Raw genomic sequence first — 20,206 nt, forward strand, 5'->3', positions numbered from 1 at the left:
GGGAGCCTAAGAGCACGGATCTCCAAGGGAGGCGCTGCAGCCCGATTCAAATGAGACGAGGACGCTGCGTTACGAACGGGGACGGTAGACTGGAGAAGTCTGTATTTTCTATGTCCTAGGGCCTTAAGGGGAACTTCATGAACAAGGCAATCATCACCGTCGTCGGACAGGATACGGTCGGCATCATCGCCCGCGTCTGCACCTACCTGTCGAAGCACCACGTGAACGTGCTCGACATCTCCCAGACCATCATCGACGGCTTCTTCAACATGATGATGATCGTCGACTACTCCCAGTCCGACAAGGACTTCAGCGCCATGGTCGGCAACCTCGAGGACCTCGGCGACGACATCGGCGTGCGCATCCGCTGCCAGCGCGAGGAGATCTTCACCAAGATGCACCGCGTCTGATCGCGCGATCACAGCGACACAGCATCCGCACGAACCGAAAGGATTTGCACACACCATGCTGAACATCATGGAGGTCCACGAGACCAATCAGATGATCGAGCAGGAGAAGCTCGACGTGCGCACGATCACGATGGGCATCAGCCTGCTCGACTGCGCGGCCGCCGACGTGGACACCGTCTGCGACAACATCTACAACAAGATCACCTCCTACGCCAAGGATCTGGTGAAGACCGGCGAGGAGATCAGCCGCGACTACGGCATCCCGATCGTCAACAAGCGCATCACCGTCACGCCGATCTCGCTCGTGGGCGCCAGCTCCTGCAAGACCAGCGACGACTTCGTGAAGATCGCGCACGCGCTCGACCGCGCGGCCAAGGAGGTCGGCGTCGATCTGATCGGCGGCTACTCCGCGCTCGTGTCCAAAGCCATGACCCCGGCCGAGGAACTGCTTATCAAGTCGCTGCCCAAGGCGCTGTCCGAAACCGATCTGGTGTGCTCGTCCGTGAACGTGGGCTCCACCAAGACCGGCATCGACATGAACGCCGTGGAACTGCTCGGTCACATCATCAAGGACACCGCCGAGCTGACGAAGGACAACGACTCCTATGGCTGTGTGAAGTTCGTGGCGTTCTGCAACGTGCCGGACGACAACCCGTTCATGGCCGGCGGCTTCCATGGCGTGACCGAGGGCGACGCGGTGATCAACGTGGGTGTGTCCGGACCGGGCGTGGTCTCCCGCGCTCTGGATGCCGCGGTGGGACGCGACTTCGAGTTCCTGTGCGAGACGATCAAGCGCACCGCGTTCAAAATCACGCGTGTGGGCCAGCTGGTGGCGCAGGAGGCGTCGCGCCGACTCGGCATTCCGTTCGGCATCATCGACCTGTCGCTGGCACCGACCCCGGCCGTGGGCGATTCGGTGGGCGAGGTGCTTGAGAAGATCGGCTTGGAGCAGGTGGGTGCGCCCGGCACCACCGCCGCGCTGGCCATGCTCAACGATCAGGTGAAGAAGGGCGGCATTATGGCGTCCTCCTACGTCGGCGGCCTCTCGGGCGCGTTCATTCCGGTCTCCGAGGACAAGAACATGATCGACGCGGCCGGCAGCGGATGCCTGACGATCGAGAAGCTCGAAGCCATGACCTGCGTGTGCTCGGTCGGTCTCGACATGATCGCCATCCCCGGCGACACGTCCGCGGCCACCATCTCCGGCATGATCGCCGACGAGGCGGCCATCGGCATGGTGAATCAGAAGACCACCGCCGTGCGCGTGATCCCCGTGGTCGGCAAGGGCGTGGGCGAGATGGCAAACTTCGGCGGTCTGATGGGCTACGCGCCGATCATGCCGGTGAACCAGACCAGCTGCGAGGCGTTCGTGACCCGCGGCGGCCGTATCCCCGCCCCGATCCACAGCTTCAAGAACTAGTTTCGGGGGTGAAGCTGGCTGGGGTGTGCTCCTCTCAGTCTGCCTTCGGCAGCCAGCTCCCCTCGGAGAGGGGAGCCAGGGTGTACATCCGGTGGCTCCCCTCAAGATTGAGGGGAGCTGTCCGCTGAACAGCGGACTGAGGGGAGTTGACCCGCACCCCCCATCACGCCATCACTTGCCAAGCATCCCCCGCCGGCGCATATACACGAAATAATACGACACCTCGAACAGCAGCATGGCGCTCCAACCGATCGCACATGCGAAACTGATGCCGTACATGCCCAGCGATCCGATCATCAGCCACGTACACACCGCACGCAACGACGCCTGAATGAACGTGGAGATCAGCGTGACCGACATGTTGCCCATGCCGCGGAAGAATCCCTGGATGCCGTTCGTGAACGACGGGAACAGATAGAACAGCGCCATCGTGGTCAGATACTGGCTGCCCAGATCGATCACGCGCGTCTGATCCGACGTGACGAACATGTGCATGATCGGGCGGTTGAACAGCAGCACGATCAGGCCGATGATCATCCAATACACGAATTCCAGACGCAGTCCGGCGCGGAATCCGGGCCGAATATGCTCCGGCTTGCCGGCTCCGCGATTCTGTGCAACATACGTGGTGATGCCATGCGAGATGCTCTGCTGCGGCGTGAAGGCGAAGTCGTCGATGCGTGTAACGGCGTTGAACGCGGCGATCACGTCCACGCCCAGCGAATTCACCGCGCCCTGGATGATCAGCTTGGCGATCGGCTGCACCGACTGCTGCAGCGCGGTGACCGAACCGTACTTCCACGTTGTGCGCAGCAGCGAGGCATCGATGCCGAATTCGCTGCGGCGAATACGAAAGTCGGGCATGCGCACGATCATGAACGCCGCGGTCATAATCATGGCGAGACCCTGGGCCAATACGTCGGTGAATGCGGCCCAGTCGATGCCGAATCCGAGGAATCCGATGCAGATGAAATCAAGCAGACCGTTGACTACCAGTGCGATGCTGAGGAACACGAGCGGCGTGCGGGAGTCGCCGGCGCTTTTGAGCGCGGCCGCGAGCGCGTTGTAGCAGTAGGTGAACGGCACGCCGAGGAAGGTGATACGCAGGTAGGTGCGGGTCTGGGCGAATGCGGCCGTGGGAACGTTGAGCACGTGCAGCAACGGTGTGGTGAGTGCGAATCCGAGTGCGGCGACCGCGATCGAGAAGATCAGTCCTGCGATGATCGTGGTGGACATCTCCCGACGAAATCGTGCGAGGTCCCGTGCGCCGAAGAATTCGCTCATGAGCACTCCGGCGCCCATGGTGAGTCCGGAGATGCCGAGGATGAGCAGGTTCATGATCGGGCTGGCCATGCCGGTGGCGGCGAGCGCCTCCTTGCCGATGAATCGGCCGACGATGATGGCGTCGAGCGCGTTGTATGACAGTTGGAACACGTTGGTGAGCACGAGTGGTACCGCATAGTTCACCAGATGCGGGGTTGGTCTGCCCGTTGTCATGTCAACCGTCGCCATTGCCTCTGCCTCGATTCGCTCTCGATGGCTCGCGTCGTTTCTGACTCGCGCTGTTGTTTTGCCGTGCGACAGTGTAGGCCCGGCGGGTGCCGGTGGTGTCTTCGTTGCCCGGGATTGCCGCTGGTGGCGCGCGTACACATGCGCGAGAAACGGTCACCACCGGCAATTCACAGCGCGAAATACCCGAAATCGGCGATTCGCAGCGTCAAACACCCGTCCCGGCATGGTCACCAGGGGTGTTTCGCGCTGTGAATTGCTAATTTCGGGTGATTGGTGCTGCGAAAACAGTTTCGCCGGCCTGGGGCTTTGCGTGCAGTCCAGGCCGGCGAAAGTTCGGTTTCGTGAGAGGCTTACGTCCCTAGGCACGACGGAGAATCAGCGGATCAGGCGTCGCGGGAGGAGCTGGGGGCGGCGTAGGCGGCGAGCGCGCGCGGGGCGTGGAAGCCGCGGGCCTCGAACTCGTCGGCGATCTTCTGCGCGACCTCTTCGGAGCGGCCGGCGTCGACGAGCGCGATGATGGAGCCTCCGAAGCCGCCGCCGGTCATGCGGGCACCGTAGGCGCCGTTGCGGCGGGCCACGTCCACGGCCACGTCGAGCTCGGGCACGGTGACCTCGTAGTCGACGGCGAGGGAGTCGTGGGAGGCGTTGAACAGGCGGCCGGCCTCTTCGATGTCGTTCTCGGCGAAGGCCTTGACGAATTCACGCACGCGTTCGATCTCGGTGACGACGTGGCGCACGCGCTTCTTCATGTTCTCGTCGGGCAGGGCGTCGAGCGTGTCCTGCAGCGCCTTGGCCGGATCGTCGGCCTCGCGGATGGCGTCGGCGGTCACGCGAAGGTTGGCCACGCCGAGGATTTCGGCGGCCTTCTCGCAGGTGGAGCGGCGTTCGGCGTACTGGCCGTCGTTGAGCTGGTGCGGGGCCTGAGTGTCGAGGGCGAGCAGTTCAAGCTTGTTGGCCTTGAGGTCGAACGGCTGCTGGGAGACGTTCTCGAGCGGGGTGAGCTCGGGGCGGCAGTCGAGCAGCAGGGCGTGGCCTTCGGTGCAACGCATGGATGCGTTCTGGTCGAGGCCGCCGGTGGAGGCGCCGGCCATTTCGTTCTCGGACTTGATGGCGGCGTTGATCAGGGTGACGCGGCCGGAGTCGGACTGTCCGTAACCGAGGCCGTACACGTCGTCGAGGGCGAGCGCGGTGGAGCAGGTCATGGCGGCCGACGAGCTCAGGCCGCTGCCGAGCGGCACGCAGGAGACGAATGCGGCGTCGAATCCGCGCACGTTGAAGCCCTTTTCGCGCAGAGCCCAGGCCACGCCGACCGGATAGGCGGCCCAGCCGTCGACGCCGCGGGCTTCGAGTCCGTCGAGGTCGGCGGTGGCGATGTCGTCGGGCTTGATGTCGGAGACGACGCGCACGGTGGTGTCGGTGCGCGGCTTGAGGGCGATGTACGTGCGGTGCGGCAGGGCGATGGGCAGGCACAGGCCGGCGTTGTAGTCGGTGTGTTCGCCGATCAGGTTGACGCGGCCAGGCGAGCTCCAGACGCCTTCGGGCGCTTCGCCGTAGGCGGCCTTGAACAGTTCGGTCGCGCGGGCGACGCCGTCCTCGGATTCGAGCGGGGCGATGAATTCGACTTTCGCCATGGTTGTGGTGTTCCTTCCTTGGATGGGTATGTGATCGCATGCGAATTCGAACGGCTTTGTCGTCGCATGCGATGTTGATTATTGTTAAGTTTTGTTCGGTTATGGGAGATTATAGGGGCAGGGTCGAACATTCGACAATGTGTGTTGCGGGTGGGGGTTCGGGCGCGCGCTCCCCTCAGTCTGCTTCGCAGACAGCTCCCCTCGGAGAGGGGAGCCGGAAATAGGCATCAGTCTTCGATGTCGATGGGGCCGAGTTCGTGGAAGCGCTTAGCGATGAGCTCTGGCGTGGTGTCGGAGATCCATGCGGCCATGCCCGACTCGGAGCCGGCAAGGTACTTGATCTTGTTGGCAGCGCGACGGAAGCTGAAGAACTGCAGGTTCAGGCGGTAATTCGCACGGCGCGGGTCGTGGATTGGGGCCTGGTGCCAGGCGGCGATGTACGGCAGGTCCATGCCCTTGCCGTCGCCCTTGTCGAAGAACGCGTTGCCGCGCTTGAGCAGCGTGGAGTACATCTGCGCCAGATCCCAGCGCTCCTGATCGTTGAGCTCGTCGATGGTGAGCACGTCGCGTACGGGGGCCACATGCACCTCGAGAGGCCAACGGGCGGCGGCCGGCACGTAGGCGACCCAGCTGTGGTTGCGCATAATCACGCGCTCCTCGGCCTCGAGCTCGGCGTTCATGAGATCGCGCAGCAGGTTGCCGCCGGTCTTCTCGTGGTAGGCCTCGGTCTGCTTGAGCTCCTTCTCCATCTTCGGAGCGATGAACGGGTAGCAGTACACCTGACCGTGCGGGTGGGCCAGCGAGACGCCGATCTCGGCGCCGTGGTTCTCGAACGGGAAGATCTGCTCGATGCCGTCCATGGCGGAGATCTCGGCAGTGCGGAACGCCCACGCCTCGACGACCGTGCGCAGACGGGACACCGGCAGGTCGGCGGGCAGACCATGCTCGTTCGGATCGAAGCAGATGACCTCGCAGCGGCCGGCGGCCATCTTCTTCTCCCACAGCGGGTTGCCGTCAACGAACGTGACGTCCTCGCTGCGGCCGGGCACGCGCACCATCGACGGGAAGCGGTTCTCGAACACGACCACGTTGTAGTCGGTGTCCGGCACCTCGCCGTCCTGGTACGGATCGCCGGGCTTGCGGGCGGCCAGCGGGTTGCCCTTGGCGGTGGCGCCGGGGCCGGCGGTGATCGGTCGGTTCATGCGGGCGGTGGCCATCGGGATCCAGTCGCCGGTCAGCGGATCGCGACGCATCTCGGGCGCGGCGTACGGCACTTCTTCGCCGGCGGCGTTGAGCTGGTTGCTGAAGCGGTACGGCAGATCACGCGGATCCTTCAGCTCACGCGTCTTGGCGCCGGAGACGTACTCCGGATCGTCGTCGAGATAGAAGAAGTCACGTCCGTCGGCCAGCGTGGTCGGAGTGATGCGGATGTGCTTCTTTGCATATTCGCCAGGAACATACTGCGCGAATTCGGTCATCATTACTCTCTTTCCTTGTCGGTTTCGTCCTGGGAAGCCAGAACGAGGTCTTTTACCAGATCCTTGGCCTGCTCGGCGTACTTGGGATCCAGTCCATCGTCGGTGATTAGCACGTCGATGGACTCAAAGCTTGCGAACATGGACAACGACGTGTTGTCCCACTTGGTATGGTCGGCCAGCACCACCCTGCGGTCGGCGATGTTGATCAGCGCGGCGTCGGTGGCGGATTCCAGCGAGTTCGGGGTGAGGAAGCCGCGGGGCATGGACACCGAATGCGTGCCGAGGAACAGCGTGTTGACGCGCAGCGAGGAGATCACCTTGTCGGCGATCGGACCGACGAGCGAGTTGGAGCGGGTGAGCACGCCGCCGGTGACGATCACCTCGGCGTCCTTGTTCTCCATGGCCTGCACGAGCTCGGCCACCGGGATCGAGTTCGTCAGGATGGTGATGCCCGACGAGTTCTCGCTTTCCAGCAGATGCTGGGCGAACACGTATGCGGTGGTGCCGCCGCCGATGGCGATCACATCGCCGGGCGACACGTATTCGATGGCGGCGCGCGCGATGGCGTCCTTGAGACCGATGTCCATCTGCGACTTGACGGAGAACAGCGGTTCGGCGAGCAGCGTGCTGGTGGTCACGGCGCCGCCGTGCACGCGCTTGAGCAGTCCCTTGTCCGCAAGCTCGGCGATGTCTCGGCGGATCGTCATTGATGAGACGCCGAGTTCCTTGCTGAGCGCGGTGATGCGAACGGCACCGCGAGTGCGGAGCCTGCTCAGAATCACATGTTGTCTATGGGAGGAAATCATATGAACATTATCGCACACAACCTATCAAAAAGTAAAATCAACCGAACATTTTTTTGTGACGTGTTGTACGCCGAATATCGTGCAGCAGCCGCTGCAGGCCCCAGATGGTGACGCGCCACATGGCTTCGATCACGATGGCGGAGCTCATCTTGGAGACGCCGAGCGCGCGCTGCGGGAACACGATCGGCACCTCGCGAATCACGCCACCGGCGGCCAGCACACGACGGGTCATGTCGATCTGGAACACGTAGCCGCCGGCCTCCACAGAGTCCAAACGAACAGAACGCAACATCGATGCACGATACGCACGGAACCCGGCGGTCATGTCGTGCACATGGGAGCCGAGCATCATGCGCGCATACCACGATCCGCACGACGAGATCAGATTGCGGTACCACGGCCAGCCCTCCGAACGCCCACCACGCACACGACGCGAACCGATCACCAGATCGACCCGCTCGGCATGACGTTCGACACCACGTCCGTTACGGTGACCGTCCTCGGCCCCGGCATCGGCCGTCCCCGTCGCACACAACGACGATCTCCCGGACGCCGATCCCATCGCACTCTCCGACCCGGCACCTCGCACACCCGACTTGGACTCCCCCATCAGCGGCGCGAGCAGACGCGGCAGATCCTGCGGCCGATGCGATCCGTCCATGTCCATCTCGCAGATCACGTCGTAGTCGCGGTCCAACGCCCAACGGAATCCGGCCAGATACGCGGGACCGAGACCGCCCTTGCCCGCCCGATGCAGCACATGGATGCGCGGGTCACGATCGGCCATCGCATCGGCGAGATCACCGGTGCCATCAGGGGAATTGTCGTCCACGATCAGGATGTGCACGTTCGGACAGTACCGCAGGATCGCGGGAACCGTGACGGGAAGATTGTCCTTTTCGTTATACGTGGGCATCACCACCACGACCGACTGTGCAGAGACCTCCTGCCCGGATACGGCCCGTGCAGACATACCCTGCCCCGGCGCACGCGACGAATCATCAGCCCGTTTGCCAATCGTTGGACTTCCACCATGCGAAACGCTCACATGATTCCCCGAACGCTCCGCCGAACGTCGTGACTCCGCTCCCCCGCTCGCCAAAACCGCCATATCCGATTCCTTATATATATGTTCGTCTCTATCGGCCACCGTTACCCGGATGGCCACTGACTGCCAATTGTCGACAAATCCATTCAACAGGATATTCGGCCACCACCGTGCGCGCTAGACTAATAGACTGAGAAAAATCATAAGGGACTCAACGATGGAGGTTGACGCTTGGTGATTCGCGCTACCGACGACTTGGAAAGCCAACGCGACGCCCTTCTGCACACCGCACTGTTCAAGCAGGTGCGCCCCGAGGAGGCCGACCAGCTGCTGCCGCACCTCCAGCGACGCTACTACTCCAAAGGCGATGCGGTATTCCACGAGGGGGATACGGACCACCGCATGTATCTGGTGGAAACCGGACGCATCAAACTCACCCGAGAATCGACGGATCATCGCATCCACCTGTTGTCGATCACCGGACGCGGCGAACTGCTCGGCGAGATCCCCGTGTTCGACCCGACCGGCGGCCCGCGTACCGCCTCCGCCATCGTGATGACCAACGGCACGATCGTCGCCTCGCTGGAACGCGCCGCACTGTTCGCATGGCTCGACGAGCATCCGCGCGTGGCCATCGATATGCTGCAGGTGATGGGCAATCGCGCACGACTCAACAACGAGCGCATCGCCGATCTGGTGTTCATGGACGTGCCAGGCAGGCTCGCGAAGACGCTCATCGATCTCGCCCAGCGATTCGGCGAGCCGAGCGAGGACGGTCTGGTGGTGCCGCACGATCTGACGCAGGAGGAGATGGCACAGCTTGTGGGAGCCTCCCGCGAGACGGTGAACAAGGCGCTGATGGAGTTCACGCAGCGCGGGTGGATCTCACGCAGGGGTCGCACGATCATCATCTACCAGCCGGGCAAGCTGATCCGCAGAGCACATCAGTAGGCTTCCGCCACGTACCCCTCCCTCAGACCGACTACGTCGGCCAGCTCCCTCCCTCGGAGGGAGCACACGGAAAAGGGCACATCAGTAAATTCCCAGCGGATTTTACGGGAATGACAGTGCGGTGAAGATTGGAAACGGATGATCGAAAGGTAGGGTCACCACTTTACAATGGGCACCATGCCCGAAAAGAAACCTAAGACAACTCGTCGTGTGTTCACGCTGATTCTTGCCTATATCATGTTCTGCGTCGCAGGCGGCGTGGTGGCCTCCGGCTTCCTGCTGCCGGCCGTCATGGGCGCGAACGCCATGACCAAGAGCCTGACCTCCTCGCTGAAGGCCGACGACATCAACTTCGATCTGGCCGATCTGCCGCAGCAGTCGCGCATGTATGCATCCGACGGCACCACCGTACTGGCCACGTTCTATGAGCAGAACCGCATCATCGTACCGCTGAAGAGCATTTCGGACTACATGCAGAAGGCCGTGGTGGCGCGTGAGGACCACCGCTTCTGGGATCACAGCGGCATCGACCCGCAGGGCATCGCACGAGCATTCGTGCAGACATACGTGAAGAAGGGCGACACCCAGGGCGGTTCGACCCTCACCCAGCAGTACGTGAAGAACATTCTGATCGATCAGGCGCTCGAAGACGATGATCCGATCGAGGCATACCACGCACAGGAGGAGACCATCGCGCGTAAACTGCGCGAGATGCTCATCTCCGTGGAGCTGGAGAAGAAGTACTCCAAGCAGGAGATTCTGCAGGGCTACCTCAACATCGCGCAGTTCGGCAAGAACGTGTACGGCGTGGAGACCGCCGCGCAGCACTACTTCTCCAAGAGCGCGTCCGACCTGAATCTGGTGGAATCCGCCACGATCGCGGCCATCACCAAGAACCCCGCCAACTTCGACCCCACCGTGAACCCGGAGGAGGCCGAAAAGCAGCGCAACATCACCCTTGATCTGATGAGCGAATGGGGCTTCGTCGACAAGTCCGAGACCGACGCCGCCAAGAAGATCCCGCTCGCCGACACCCTGCACGTGCAGAACGTGGCCGTGGGATGCCAGGCCGCGGGCAACGCCGCATACTTCTGCGACTACGCGATCCGCCAGATCGAGAAGTCCGAGGCGTTCGGCAAGACGCTCAAGGAGCGCCGACAGCTCATCAAGCAGGGCGGCCTCAACATCTACACCACGCTCGACGTGAACGCGCAGAACTCCGCATGGACCGCCGTGCGCGACAACCTGCCCGAAGACGATCCGAGCGGCTACGAGAACATCCTCGCCGCGATCCGACCGGGCACCGGCGAAGTGCTCGCCCTGGCGCAGAACCGTACGTACGACGTGAACGGTGGAGCGGGCACCACGCGTACCTCCGTGAACTACGCCGTGGATTACGCGGACGGCGGCGGCTCCGGCTTCCAGGTCGGTTCCACGTGGAAGCCCATCAACTTCGCCGCATGGATCAACGCCGGCAACTCCGCCAACGAGCCGCTGGCCACCAGCATGCACTACTCGTACAAGACCATCCCCGATGCCGACGGCGCCGGCGTGTTCGACGTGCAGAACTCCGGTGGCGGCACGGTGAATCCGGAGACCCCGCTGCAGGCGCTCAACCAGTCGCACAACACCACCCAGGTGTCCATGGCGCAGCGCATCGGCCTGAAGTCCATCGCCGACATGGCCAAGACCATGGGCTATCACCGTGCCGACGGCACCGACATCACCAAGTACAACCCGTCGATGGTGATCGGTACCGAACCGTCGTCGCCGCTGACCATGGCCAACGTGTACGCGACCATCGCCGGCAACGGCGTGGAATGCACGCCGATCGCCCTGAACAAGGTGGTCGACAGCTCCGGCAAGAGCTACAAGGTGCCCAGCGCCAACTGCCATCAGGCCATCTCCTCCGAAGTGGCGCAGACCACCGCCTACGCCATGAACCTCAACGTGACGCAGGGCGTGGCGAAGGACGCGCAGCTGTCCAACGGACGCAAGACCTTCGCCAAGACCGGTACGAGCGAGCAGACGCAGCTCGCCACGTCCGGCTTCGTGCCGCAGGTAGCCGCGTTCGCGCTGATCACCAACGCCGAGAACTCGGGCGTCTCGCTCAAGGGCACGATCAACGGCGTGTACCGCTCGTCCTGGTATGGTGCCGATATCGCACTGCCGACGTGGAAGGAGTTCATGGAGAACTATCTGAGCTCCGCGAACATTCCGCAGGACAACGACTACGGTAATCCGGATCAGAACATGATCCGCACGACCGGTTCCACGTCGTCGTCCACCACCAAGAAGAAGTCGAGTTCTTCAACGAAGTCGCGCAGTACGAGCGGCAGCACCAGCACGAACTCCGGCACCACCTCGGGCACCACTTCCGGAACCACCACCGAAGGGCAGTGAGTTCCACAGCGAGTTCCACGGACTTCGTCTAGAGCTCATGTGGTAAAACAGGCGTAGGGGCATCAACCCCTGCGCCTGTTTTGTTATGCTGACGTCGGCATGGGAAGGGGACGGGCGGACACCGGCCGTAGTCACACAACACTGGCAATGGCCACAACGAACGAAGGCATTATCATGGCAGCTGATAAACGAACCGACAAACGCTCCAAGAAGAACACACGACCGCATCTGTTCGATCCGCTCACCCTACGTGGGTTGGAAATCCGCAACCGCGTATGGCTGCCGCCGATGGACACCTATTCGGCGTTCGCACAGGACGGCAAGCCCACGCCGTTCCACTACCAGCACTATGTGTCGCGCGCACTCGGCGGATTCGGCATGGTGATCGCCGAAGCGACGGCGGTGAGTCCCGAAGGACGTATCTCTCCCAATGACGTGGGCCTGTGGAACGACGATCAGGTGGAGGCCTGGCGTTGGATCGTCGATGGCATTCGTGACGCCGGCGCGGTGCCCGCCGTGCAGCTCAACCATTCCGGTCGTAAAGGTTCCACGGGTAGTTTCACCGTGGGATATGAGGGGCAGAGCGTGCCGATGGACGCCGGCGGATGGCAGACCGTGGCCCCCTCCCCCATTGCATTCGGCGATTATGCGATGCCGCGTGAGCTGAGCGTGGAGGAGATTCACGGCATTGTGGAGCAGTTCCACGCCGCCGCGTCTCGTGCCGTTCGTGCCGGGTTCCAGGCTATTGAGATTCATGCCGCGCACGGATATCTGCTCAGCGAGTTTCTGGATCCGCTCACCAATGAGCGCACCGACGAGTATGGCGGCGATCTCAACGGCCGTATGCGCCTGCTGATCGAAGTGGCCGACGCCGTACGCAGCGTGATGCCCGATAATGCGCCGCTGCTCGTGCGTGTTTCCGCGACCGACTGGGCGGCGGGCGGATGGGATCTGGATCAGACCATCGCCGTCGCGCGTGCGCTGCGCAGTCATGGCGTTGATCTGATCGACGTGTCGACGGGCGGCATCATCGCCGGCGTGACGATTCCGGCGGAACCGGGGTATCAGGTGCCGTTCGCGTCGGAGGTGCGCAAACACGCGGACATTCGCACCACCGCGGTGGGCCTGATCACCAAGGCCAAGCAGGCCGACAAGATCGTGAACCGTGGGGACGCGGATGCCGTGGAGATCGGACGCGCCGCGCTGCGTAATCCGTACTGGCCGCTGCGCGCCGCGTACAAGCTTGGACTGAGCACCGAGGCGGCGGGATACCCGGATCAGTACGTGCGCGGCGCGTACTGAACGTTCGCAGGGTTGGAGCCCTCCCTCAGTCACGCTGTGCGTGACAGCTCCCTCCCCTGGAGGGAGCACGAGGTTGTGTGTGCTATCCGCTTAGGCTGAAACCCTTTTCGTGCTCCCTCCAGGGGAGGGAGCTGGCCGACGAAGTCGGACTGAGGGAGGGTTGAATGCGCTGATCGCGAATACGCTGCGTCAGCGGACGTCGATGCCGACGGCCTGCTGCACGTTGTCGAAGCCGTCAGCGTGCAGCAGCTCCACCAGACCTCGCTTGAGCGTGCTGATGTTCTGCGGTCCCACATACATCAGCGACGAGATGAACATGATCAGGCTTGCGCCGGCACGGATCTTCGCGTACGCCTGCTGGGGCGTGAACACGCCGCCAACGCCGGCAATGGCGAAACGATCACCGTAGTCGCGGTATACACGGGCCATCAGCTCGGTACTGGCCTTGCCGCACGGCATGCCGGACAGGCCGCCCTTCCAGTCCTTGGGGATGTCGTCCATGCCGGTGCGGTCATTCTGCAGGTTCGCCAGCGACACGCCCTGCACGTTATGCTCGGCAAGCACGTCGAGCAGCGCCTTCATCTCATCCCAGGACTTGTTGAGCGGCAGCTTGACCAGCGTGGGCTGCGGGCGGCTCACCTCGTCGAGGGACGTGAACAGTCGGTCGAGGTTCTTCGGGTCGCTGGTGAACGGCTCGCCGGCCATGGTGTTCGGGCAGGAGACGTTGACCTCGATCATGTCGGTACGGCCGACGGCACGCTCCAGCGACGTGCGGTAGTCGGCGATGCCCTCGTCGAGGTCACCCACCAGTTTGTCGTTCGTACGGGCGATTGATGCGGACATGCGCAGCGTGCTCACGTTCGTGAACGCCTTCTCGGCGCGGGCGATCACCTTGGCGGAACCCTCGTTGGCGAGTCCCGCGTGCACCATCATCGACCCGTATTCGGGCAGACGGTGGAACCACGGGCGGGGGTTGCCGGCGCACGGGCGGGCCGTGGTGGAGCCGAACGTCTCAAAGCCGAAACCGGCGGCGTCGAGCACGGCGGGCAGCTTGCAGTCCTTGTCGAGTCCGGCGGACAGGCCGAACGGATTGTGGAACCTCACGCCCATCACTTCGGTTTCGAGCGCGGGATCCGTGTAGTCGAGCATTCCGCGCAGCATCCACATGAGCGGCGGCACCTTGCCGGCCAGCGAGCAGCCGGAGATCATGGCGTCGTGCGCCTGATCCGGCGGCATGGCGAAGAACGCCTTTTTGGCGACGTTTTTGTAGGCGAAGGCGAACAGATTGGTGCTGGCCTTGTTGACGATGTTGTGGATTGGCGACTGCGACACGTAACTCATACCGTCCTTTTTACACGCTTGCGGGCGGCGATGCCATTCCCTGTGTTGGGGATTGTCGTGTTGGGTGGGGTTTGATCCCTCCCTCAGTCACGCTGTGCGTGACAGCTCCCTCCCCCGGAGGGAGCACGAGGGGGTCAGGGGATGCGGTGGGTCCAGGTGGGGGTGGTGAATTTGGTTTCGGCTAGGGAGTGGGCCTGTGTCAGTAGTGATTTGGGAAGGGTGTCAGGATGTGCGCCGGGGATGGCGGCGAGCGCGTACCTGAGCATGCCGTCGACGATCTGCTCGCGGGTCATGTCGGTCTGCGTGGCGAGTGGCTGCACGCGTTTGCTTGCCGAGGCGACGGCCTTGAATTTGAGCTTTTCCTTGGATATACGCAGGATGCGGCTCATGGCCGCAGTATCGATGCGGTAGGCCATGGTCACGTGGTGCAGGATGCAGCCGGGACGTGCATGGCTGCCGGGGAATCGGCGTTGCGCCGCGCCGCCGATCTTGCCGCCGGACGGCGTGGCGATGTCGTTGATCGGCTGGTGCACGGCGGGAATGCCCATGGCGTGCAGTGCGGCGAACGCCCATTCGTCACAGAGCCGGTAGGATTCCACCGGGTCGAGCCCGTGGGTGAACGATTCGGGCACGTAAAGCGAGTAGGTGATGGTGTCGTCGGGGCGAACGAACATGGCGCCGCCGCCGGTGATGCGCCGGACCACGGTGAATCCTTCACGCTCAGCTTCGGCTTCGTCCACCTCGCCTTCAACGGACTGGTAGGCACCGATGACCACGGCAGGGCCTCCCCAGTTCCAGAAGCGCAGAATCGGGGGCTGTTCGCCAGCCGCCACGGCTTGGGCGATGGTCTGGTCGAGCGCCATCTGCATGGCCGGCGTGTAGGGTTCAGGGTCGAGGATGACGCTCGGGGCAAGATCGGAGAGATCGCGCCAACGGCCGGAGAGCGGGACGTTGGTGCCGGACACGGGTACGTTTGCGGCCTTTTCGTCGGAAGAGGAGACGATATCAGGGGAAACCGAGCGCGAGGATTCCTCCGATGCCTCAGCATCCTCGGACACCTTGGATTTTCTTGCATTCCAAGGCGTTGCGCCCCGATCGGAGGACCACCCTTCGCCGGTATCGCCACCGTCACCATTGACGCCACCGTCACCGTTGCCGTTTTCGCTGTGCATGGCGATCAGCGCGTCGGCGATCGCGCGAGCGGCGGCGGTAACGATGGCGTCCGCAGTGGTGCCGATCAGTTCGGAGCGCGGATGCGCCTTGATGGCATGACTGACGTCGTTGTTGAACCGGGTGACATCGATCGGCGCGCGCTGCCGCATGATCACTCGTTCCACATCGGCGATCAACGTCATGTCGTCGCCCCCGGCGGCGTCGTCGATCCCGGCGATATCGTCGATCAGGAAATCGCCGTCAAGACGGGCCAAGGCAATGATGCCGTCGCCAGAACGGACGTCGGCGATGGCATTGCCGTCAGTATTGCCGATGGCATTGCCGGCAAGACGGACGGACACCGCCACAAGCTTGCCGTTCGGCGTCTTGCATTCACCGCGACCGGCGAACGTACGACCGGCTCGGATATTGTCGGTGCCGGTCGTGGCGGAGATCGGATCGGTATCGCGCATTCGTGTCATCCTTGCAAATCATTCATGTGGCATGATCGTCCCTACGCTAATCGCGCAGCTCGTAGCCGTTGGCGTCGCGATGCCACGGGGAACCGTACTGCGAGCACAGGATCATGATGCCCTCGATGAGTCCCCACACGCAGGCGACGAACGGGCCGATGACGATGATCCAGCCGACGAGCGTCAGCAGCAGCTGAGCCACGGCCTTGCCGGTGTTGCCGAGGTAGAAGTTGTGGACGCCGAACGAGCCGAGGAACAGTCCGAGGAGCCCGGCGGCGATCTTGGATTTGTCGCTCATCGGATAGGCCTGATACGGCTGCTGATACGGGTTCTGCGCGTACGGTGCCTGCTGGTACGGATTCTGCTGATATCCGTTGGGCGCCGACTGATAGGGGCTCTGCTGGTACGGGTTCTGACCGTACGGATTGCCGGTGTACGGGTTCGCGCCGCCGGGAGCGCCCGCGGACTGCTGCGGCTGGGCATAGGGATTCTGACCGTACGGGTTCGCACCGGTCTGACCGTAGGGATTCTGCTGGCCGCCCTGCCCATACGAACTGCTGTAGGGGTTGGACGAACCGTACGAATTGCCGGTGCCGTTGGCGCTGCCGGAACCATTGGCGTTGGACGAACCATTGGCGTTGCCGTTACCGGAGCCGCTGGAGTAAGGATTGGGATTCCCGTTATACGAAGTCATGCTTCCACGCTACCCGACCAACACAACATTGTGTGGCAGACGTGCGGCAGGCGTACAACGAGGGCGAAAACGAAAATTGGTAGTCCAAGCAGGATTTGGTAGTCCGAAACGGACATCCAAGCACTGTTGTGAGTGCTCACACTGTCCGTCTTGGACTACCAAATTCGTTTGGACTACCAAATCATGCGATCAGACCGATCCGGCCGGGCCAAACCCGACCGGGCCGATCAGACCATTTACAGGCGGGCGAGGATGTCCTTGCCGACCTGCTCGGTGCTGCGCTTGGTGGAGCCGAGCTCCTCGATGTCGGCCTCGACGGCAGCATCGATGCGCGCGGCGGCCTCGTCATAACCGAAGTGACGCAGCAGCATGGCGGTGGACAGCACGGCGGCCGTCGGGTTGGCGATGCCCTTGCCGGCGATGTCCGGAGCGGAACCGTGGATCGGCTCGAACATCGACGGGTATTCGTTGGTGGCGTTGATGCAGCCGGAGGCGGAGTAGCCCACGCCGCCGACCACGGCACCGGCCTCGTCGGTGATGATGTCGCCGAACAGGTTGTCGGTGAGGATCACGTCGAAGCGGCTCGGGTTGGAGACGAGGAAGATCGTGGTGGCGTCGATGTGCAGGTAGTCGTGCGTGACCTCGGGGTATTCCTCGCCGACCTTGTCGACGATGCGCTGCCACATGTCGCCGGCGTTGACGAGCACATTCTTCTTGTGCACAAGCGTGACGTGCTTCTTGCGCTTCATGGCCAGCTCGAACGCGTAGCGCACAACGCGCTCCACGCCGTACGCCGTGTTGATGGACACCTCGGTGGCCACCTCGTTCGGCGTGCCGACGCGCACCGCGCCGCCGGCGCCGCAGTACAGACCCTCGGTACCCTCACGCACGACCACGAAGTCGATGTCGCCGGGGTTGGCGAGCGGCGAGGTGACGCCCTTGTACAGCTTGGTCGGACGCAGGTTCACGTACTGGTCGAGCGCGAAACGCAGCTTGAGCAGCAGGCCGCGCTCCAGGATGCCAGCCTTGATGCGCGGGTCGCCAACGGCGCCCAGCAGGATGGCGTCCTGCTTCTTGATCTCCTCCAGCTCATCGTCGGGCAGGATCGCACCGTCGCGCAGGTAACGCTCGGCACCGAGTTCGAAGTTGGTGTAGTTGAAGTTCACGACGCCTTCGGAGGCCTTTTCCAGCACCTGCTGGGCGACGGGGGTGACTTCCTTGCCGATGCCATCGCCGGGGATGACGGCGATGTTCAGTGTCTTGATGTCATTTGCCATACCCAACAGGGTAGGTGCGCCCGTCCGAAACCAATGCCCGGAGTCCGTCTGGTGGACAGGCGCGGTGCGCTCGATCACGCGACGCTGCGCAGACGCTGCGCCTGCTTCCTCATGTGGTCCACGAAATCGGCGGGAAGCCTGTCTTGCCAATCATCCAGTCCGCTTTCCAGCTTGAAGAGGTATTCACGCATCTTCTGTTTGTCGCCCATGCATCCCAACGCCATCGCATGCTCCAAATAGATGGTGCAGCGTTCCTCGAATACCGAACTCAGGAATTCGCCCTCGGAAGCGATAGTCGGATTCTGCCTGCGCGCTTCCTCGTATCCCTTGAGCTCGATCAGACCGGTAAGCACTTCGGCCACCTGGGCCACCTGGTCAGCCTGCCGTATACGGTCCGCCCTCAGCAGCGATGACATATACCGGCGGAGGATGATCAGCATGGTCAGCCGAGGAAAATCATCCATCGAACGAATGGGATCGAGAATGTCGCCGAACCACTTCGCGGCCTCCTCGTAATGCTCCGACTCATACAAATAGATGCCATAGGAGGCGACCGCCGTGGCCGCCGTGCCCGCCGATTGCGATTCGCGCATCATCGGCAGCCGCTTGAGCAGCCTATTCGCGTCGTTCTTCAGCTGTTCCCATTCCCGTAGTCTGAACAGCAGTCCGCAGACATTGCCCATATGACCTACATACATGGATTCCAGTGAAGTCTGACCGTTCGCCCAGAATTCATTGCGCTCATGCATACGGTCCATGAGGGAATCCATGAAATAGACGTGACTGCGGTATCCGACGAAATCGTCAAGCGTGGCAGCGGCCATGACGGATTCATGCAGCATGTCGATCACGCGTTCCGGCGGGATCGTGCCCTTGGCCAGCCCCTGCTGGATGAACCCGTTCACGTTCCCCCAGCATGACTGCAGGAACCTGTCCATCTTGGTCCCCTTGGCATAGGACTCCTCGCGGGTGCGGTAGAAGCCCTCGCAGTAGCCCAGACACGTGTCGCGATCCTCAGGCCGGTCATATTGCATGAGGTAGGTGAGCGCGATCGCGTAGTGGCCTTCCAGATCGGACTTGCTTTCCGCGGAATTGCGGGCCTTGTCGAACATTTCGCCGTAACGCACCATATTCGTCACGCATGCTCTGACGTCGTCGGGGGTCTTTGCATGATCGGCGCAGGCCGCCATGGTCTTGAAGTTCAAACCAAGATCGCGCAGACATTCGGTGCGGATCTTCTCGGCGGCAGCGGCATGGTTCTCGCTCACGCCGTTCATGTCGTAGAGTTCACCAGTCTCGCCGTCCTCATAGATCTGCCTGAGTATCGCATTGCTTTTCTCGAACGTGTCCCATGCCTCCTCGTCCCGCTGCGCATCGTGCAGTTCGCAGGCCTGTCTGGCGAATCGAATCGCGGTGTTCCTGCGGAAATCAGGCTTGTATGGACGCCTCACCGACGACGACTGATCATCCAGCGGCACGTGGATGATGCGAACGCCCGGCATTCCCGGAATCTGACCTTCCGTCCCGTCGGGATCGAACAGACGGTCGGCCTTGTCGATGAACGCCGCGCAGCGCTGCGCTTCTTCTTCGTCTCCCGCATCATGGGCAATGCCCCTCAGATAGACATTGATGATACGAACAATCGATGACCATGACGTTTGGAGAATCATATCCTGCGCTTCGGTGCCATAAGCCAACTGTGCACCTTCCTCGCTCTGCGCCAGACGGTTCGGGTGCCTCAGAAAATCGATTCTGGCGATCTTTCGGGCACGCTTGAGATACGTTTCGGCATCATCGGAATGGGAAAGCACCCCGATCTCGGCGTATTGGAAGAACAACAGAAACCATAGATGACGCCGTTCGCGAGCTTCTTCAGTATCGTTATCGATATCTCCTGCAGGCATGGCATCGGATTCGTCAGCACGGAGAAATCGCCGAACCCCGGGATCGGCCAGGCCTGAATGCAACGACAGAGTCCAAATGATCATCATGTCATCGATCCAGGCCTTTCCTCTAAACACCGGATACAGATTCATGACGAAGACACGATACGCATCATCGTCAAGGTCTTCAAACTCCTTACCCAGCCAGTCGTAGGTACCCGGCAATTTCAGCAGTTCGTGGAAATCAGCCGCCGCCTGCAGCGGATTGGCCGAGGCCTGATGCAGGTAGTCGTTCAGCACATGATGTTCGTTGTTGCGAAACGCGGTTTCAAGATCGTACTGCTGCATGGGCATCCCCTTCGATGGCAGAAACAATGGCCGTCATGACCCTACTTCGAGCATAGGTTCACAGGCGATCGCAACCG

General features: G+C 62.4%; 15 protein-coding genes. 5 read left to right on the forward strand and 10 right to left on the reverse strand.

From position 1 onward, the window contains the following. Positions 1-137 precede the first annotated feature (137 nt). Both D2E23_RS05095 and D2E23_RS05100 read left to right on the forward strand, forming a co-directional pair. Positions 138-410 (forward strand): ACT domain-containing protein, encoded by a 273-nt coding sequence (locus tag D2E23_RS05095; RefSeq protein ID WP_093960720.1) that lies wholly within the window; start codon positions 138-140, stop codon positions 408-410. Positions 411-465: 55 nt separating this feature from the next. Further along, on the forward strand, positions 466-1,830 hold the full coding sequence (locus D2E23_RS05100; protein ID WP_126029910.1) for a PFL family protein: 1,365 nt from the start codon (positions 466-468) through the stop codon (positions 1,828-1,830). A 171-nt stretch (positions 1,831-2,001) separates the two neighbouring features. On the opposite strand, the gene D2E23_RS05105 is transcribed toward D2E23_RS05100, so the two are convergent. From D2E23_RS05105 to D2E23_RS05125, 5 genes are all read right to left on the reverse strand, one after another. Further along, positions 2,002-3,342, reverse strand: coding sequence for an MATE family efflux transporter (locus D2E23_RS05105; protein WP_126029911.1), 1,341 nt, complete (start codon positions 3,340-3,342; stop codon positions 2,002-2,004). Between the two features lie 383 nt (positions 3,343-3,725). After that, on the reverse strand, positions 3,726-4,973 hold the full coding sequence (gene galK, locus D2E23_RS05110; protein ID WP_126029912.1) for a galactokinase: 1,248 nt from the start codon (positions 4,971-4,973) through the stop codon (positions 3,726-3,728). Between the two features lie 227 nt (positions 4,974-5,200). Continuing rightward, positions 5,201-6,451 (reverse strand): galactose-1-phosphate uridylyltransferase, encoded by a 1,251-nt coding sequence (galT, locus tag D2E23_RS05115; RefSeq protein WP_126030015.1) that lies wholly within the window; start codon positions 6,449-6,451, stop codon positions 5,201-5,203. Positions 6,452-6,453: 2 nt separating this feature from the next. Continuing rightward, entirely contained in the window at positions 6,454-7,257 is an 804-nt protein-coding gene (locus tag D2E23_RS05120; protein ID WP_093960716.1) for a DeoR/GlpR family DNA-binding transcription regulator, read from the reverse strand. A 37-nt stretch (positions 7,258-7,294) separates the two neighbouring features. Continuing rightward, a complete protein-coding gene (locus tag D2E23_RS05125; RefSeq protein ID WP_241227222.1) occupies positions 7,295-8,230 on the reverse strand; it encodes a polyprenol monophosphomannose synthase in 936 nt (311 codons plus the stop codon). A 306-nt stretch (positions 8,231-8,536) separates the two neighbouring features. Between D2E23_RS05125 and D2E23_RS05130 the strand changes: the two genes are divergently transcribed. The 3 genes from D2E23_RS05130 to D2E23_RS05140 all read left to right on the forward strand — a co-directional run bounded on the left by D2E23_RS05130 (position 8,537) and on the right by D2E23_RS05140 (position 12,961). Further along, complete coding sequence (locus D2E23_RS05130; RefSeq protein ID WP_126029913.1) at positions 8,537-9,256, forward strand: Crp/Fnr family transcriptional regulator; 720 nt, start codon at positions 8,537-8,539, stop codon at positions 9,254-9,256. A 177-nt stretch (positions 9,257-9,433) separates the two neighbouring features. Continuing rightward, positions 9,434-11,659, forward strand: a complete 2,226-nt coding sequence (locus tag D2E23_RS05135; protein WP_126029914.1) for a transglycosylase domain-containing protein — start codon at positions 9,434-9,436, stop codon at positions 11,657-11,659. A gap of 174 nt (positions 11,660-11,833) precedes the next feature. Beyond that, positions 11,834-12,961: an NADH:flavin oxidoreductase/NADH oxidase gene (locus D2E23_RS05140; protein ID WP_164520690.1), complete on the forward strand. Its 1,128-nt coding sequence runs from the start codon at positions 11,834-11,836 to the stop codon at positions 12,959-12,961. Positions 12,962-13,150: 189 nt separating this feature from the next. On the opposite strand, the gene D2E23_RS05145 is transcribed toward D2E23_RS05140, so the two are convergent. From D2E23_RS05145 to D2E23_RS05165, 5 genes are all read right to left on the reverse strand, one after another. Further along, positions 13,151-14,302 carry a quinone-dependent dihydroorotate dehydrogenase gene (locus D2E23_RS05145; protein WP_126029916.1) on the reverse strand — a complete coding sequence of 384 codons (1,152 nt, stop codon included), beginning with the start codon at positions 14,300-14,302 and terminating at the stop codon, positions 13,151-13,153. Positions 14,303-14,436: 134 nt separating this feature from the next. Beyond that, positions 14,437-15,927, reverse strand: a complete 1,491-nt coding sequence (locus tag D2E23_RS05150) for a lipoate--protein ligase family protein (RefSeq protein ID WP_164520691.1) — start codon at positions 15,925-15,927, stop codon at positions 14,437-14,439. Positions 15,928-15,973: 46 nt separating this feature from the next. Further along, positions 15,974-16,621 (reverse strand): TM2 domain-containing protein, encoded by a 648-nt coding sequence (locus D2E23_RS05155; protein WP_126029918.1) that lies wholly within the window; start codon positions 16,619-16,621, stop codon positions 15,974-15,976. A 236-nt stretch (positions 16,622-16,857) separates the two neighbouring features. Beyond that, the gene (locus D2E23_RS05160; protein ID WP_093960711.1) at positions 16,858-17,898 is read right to left on the reverse strand and encodes a 3-isopropylmalate dehydrogenase; all 1,041 of its coding nucleotides are present in this window, start codon (positions 17,896-17,898) and stop codon (positions 16,858-16,860) included. A gap of 74 nt (positions 17,899-17,972) precedes the next feature. Next, a complete protein-coding gene (locus D2E23_RS05165) occupies positions 17,973-20,129 on the reverse strand; it encodes a hypothetical protein (RefSeq protein WP_126029919.1) in 2,157 nt (718 codons plus the stop codon). Positions 20,130-20,206 lie beyond the last annotated feature (77 nt).

This window comes from Bifidobacterium callimiconis, assembly GCF_003952005.1.
Taxonomy (GTDB): domain Bacteria; phylum Actinomycetota; class Actinomycetes; order Actinomycetales; family Bifidobacteriaceae; genus Galliscardovia; species Galliscardovia callimiconis.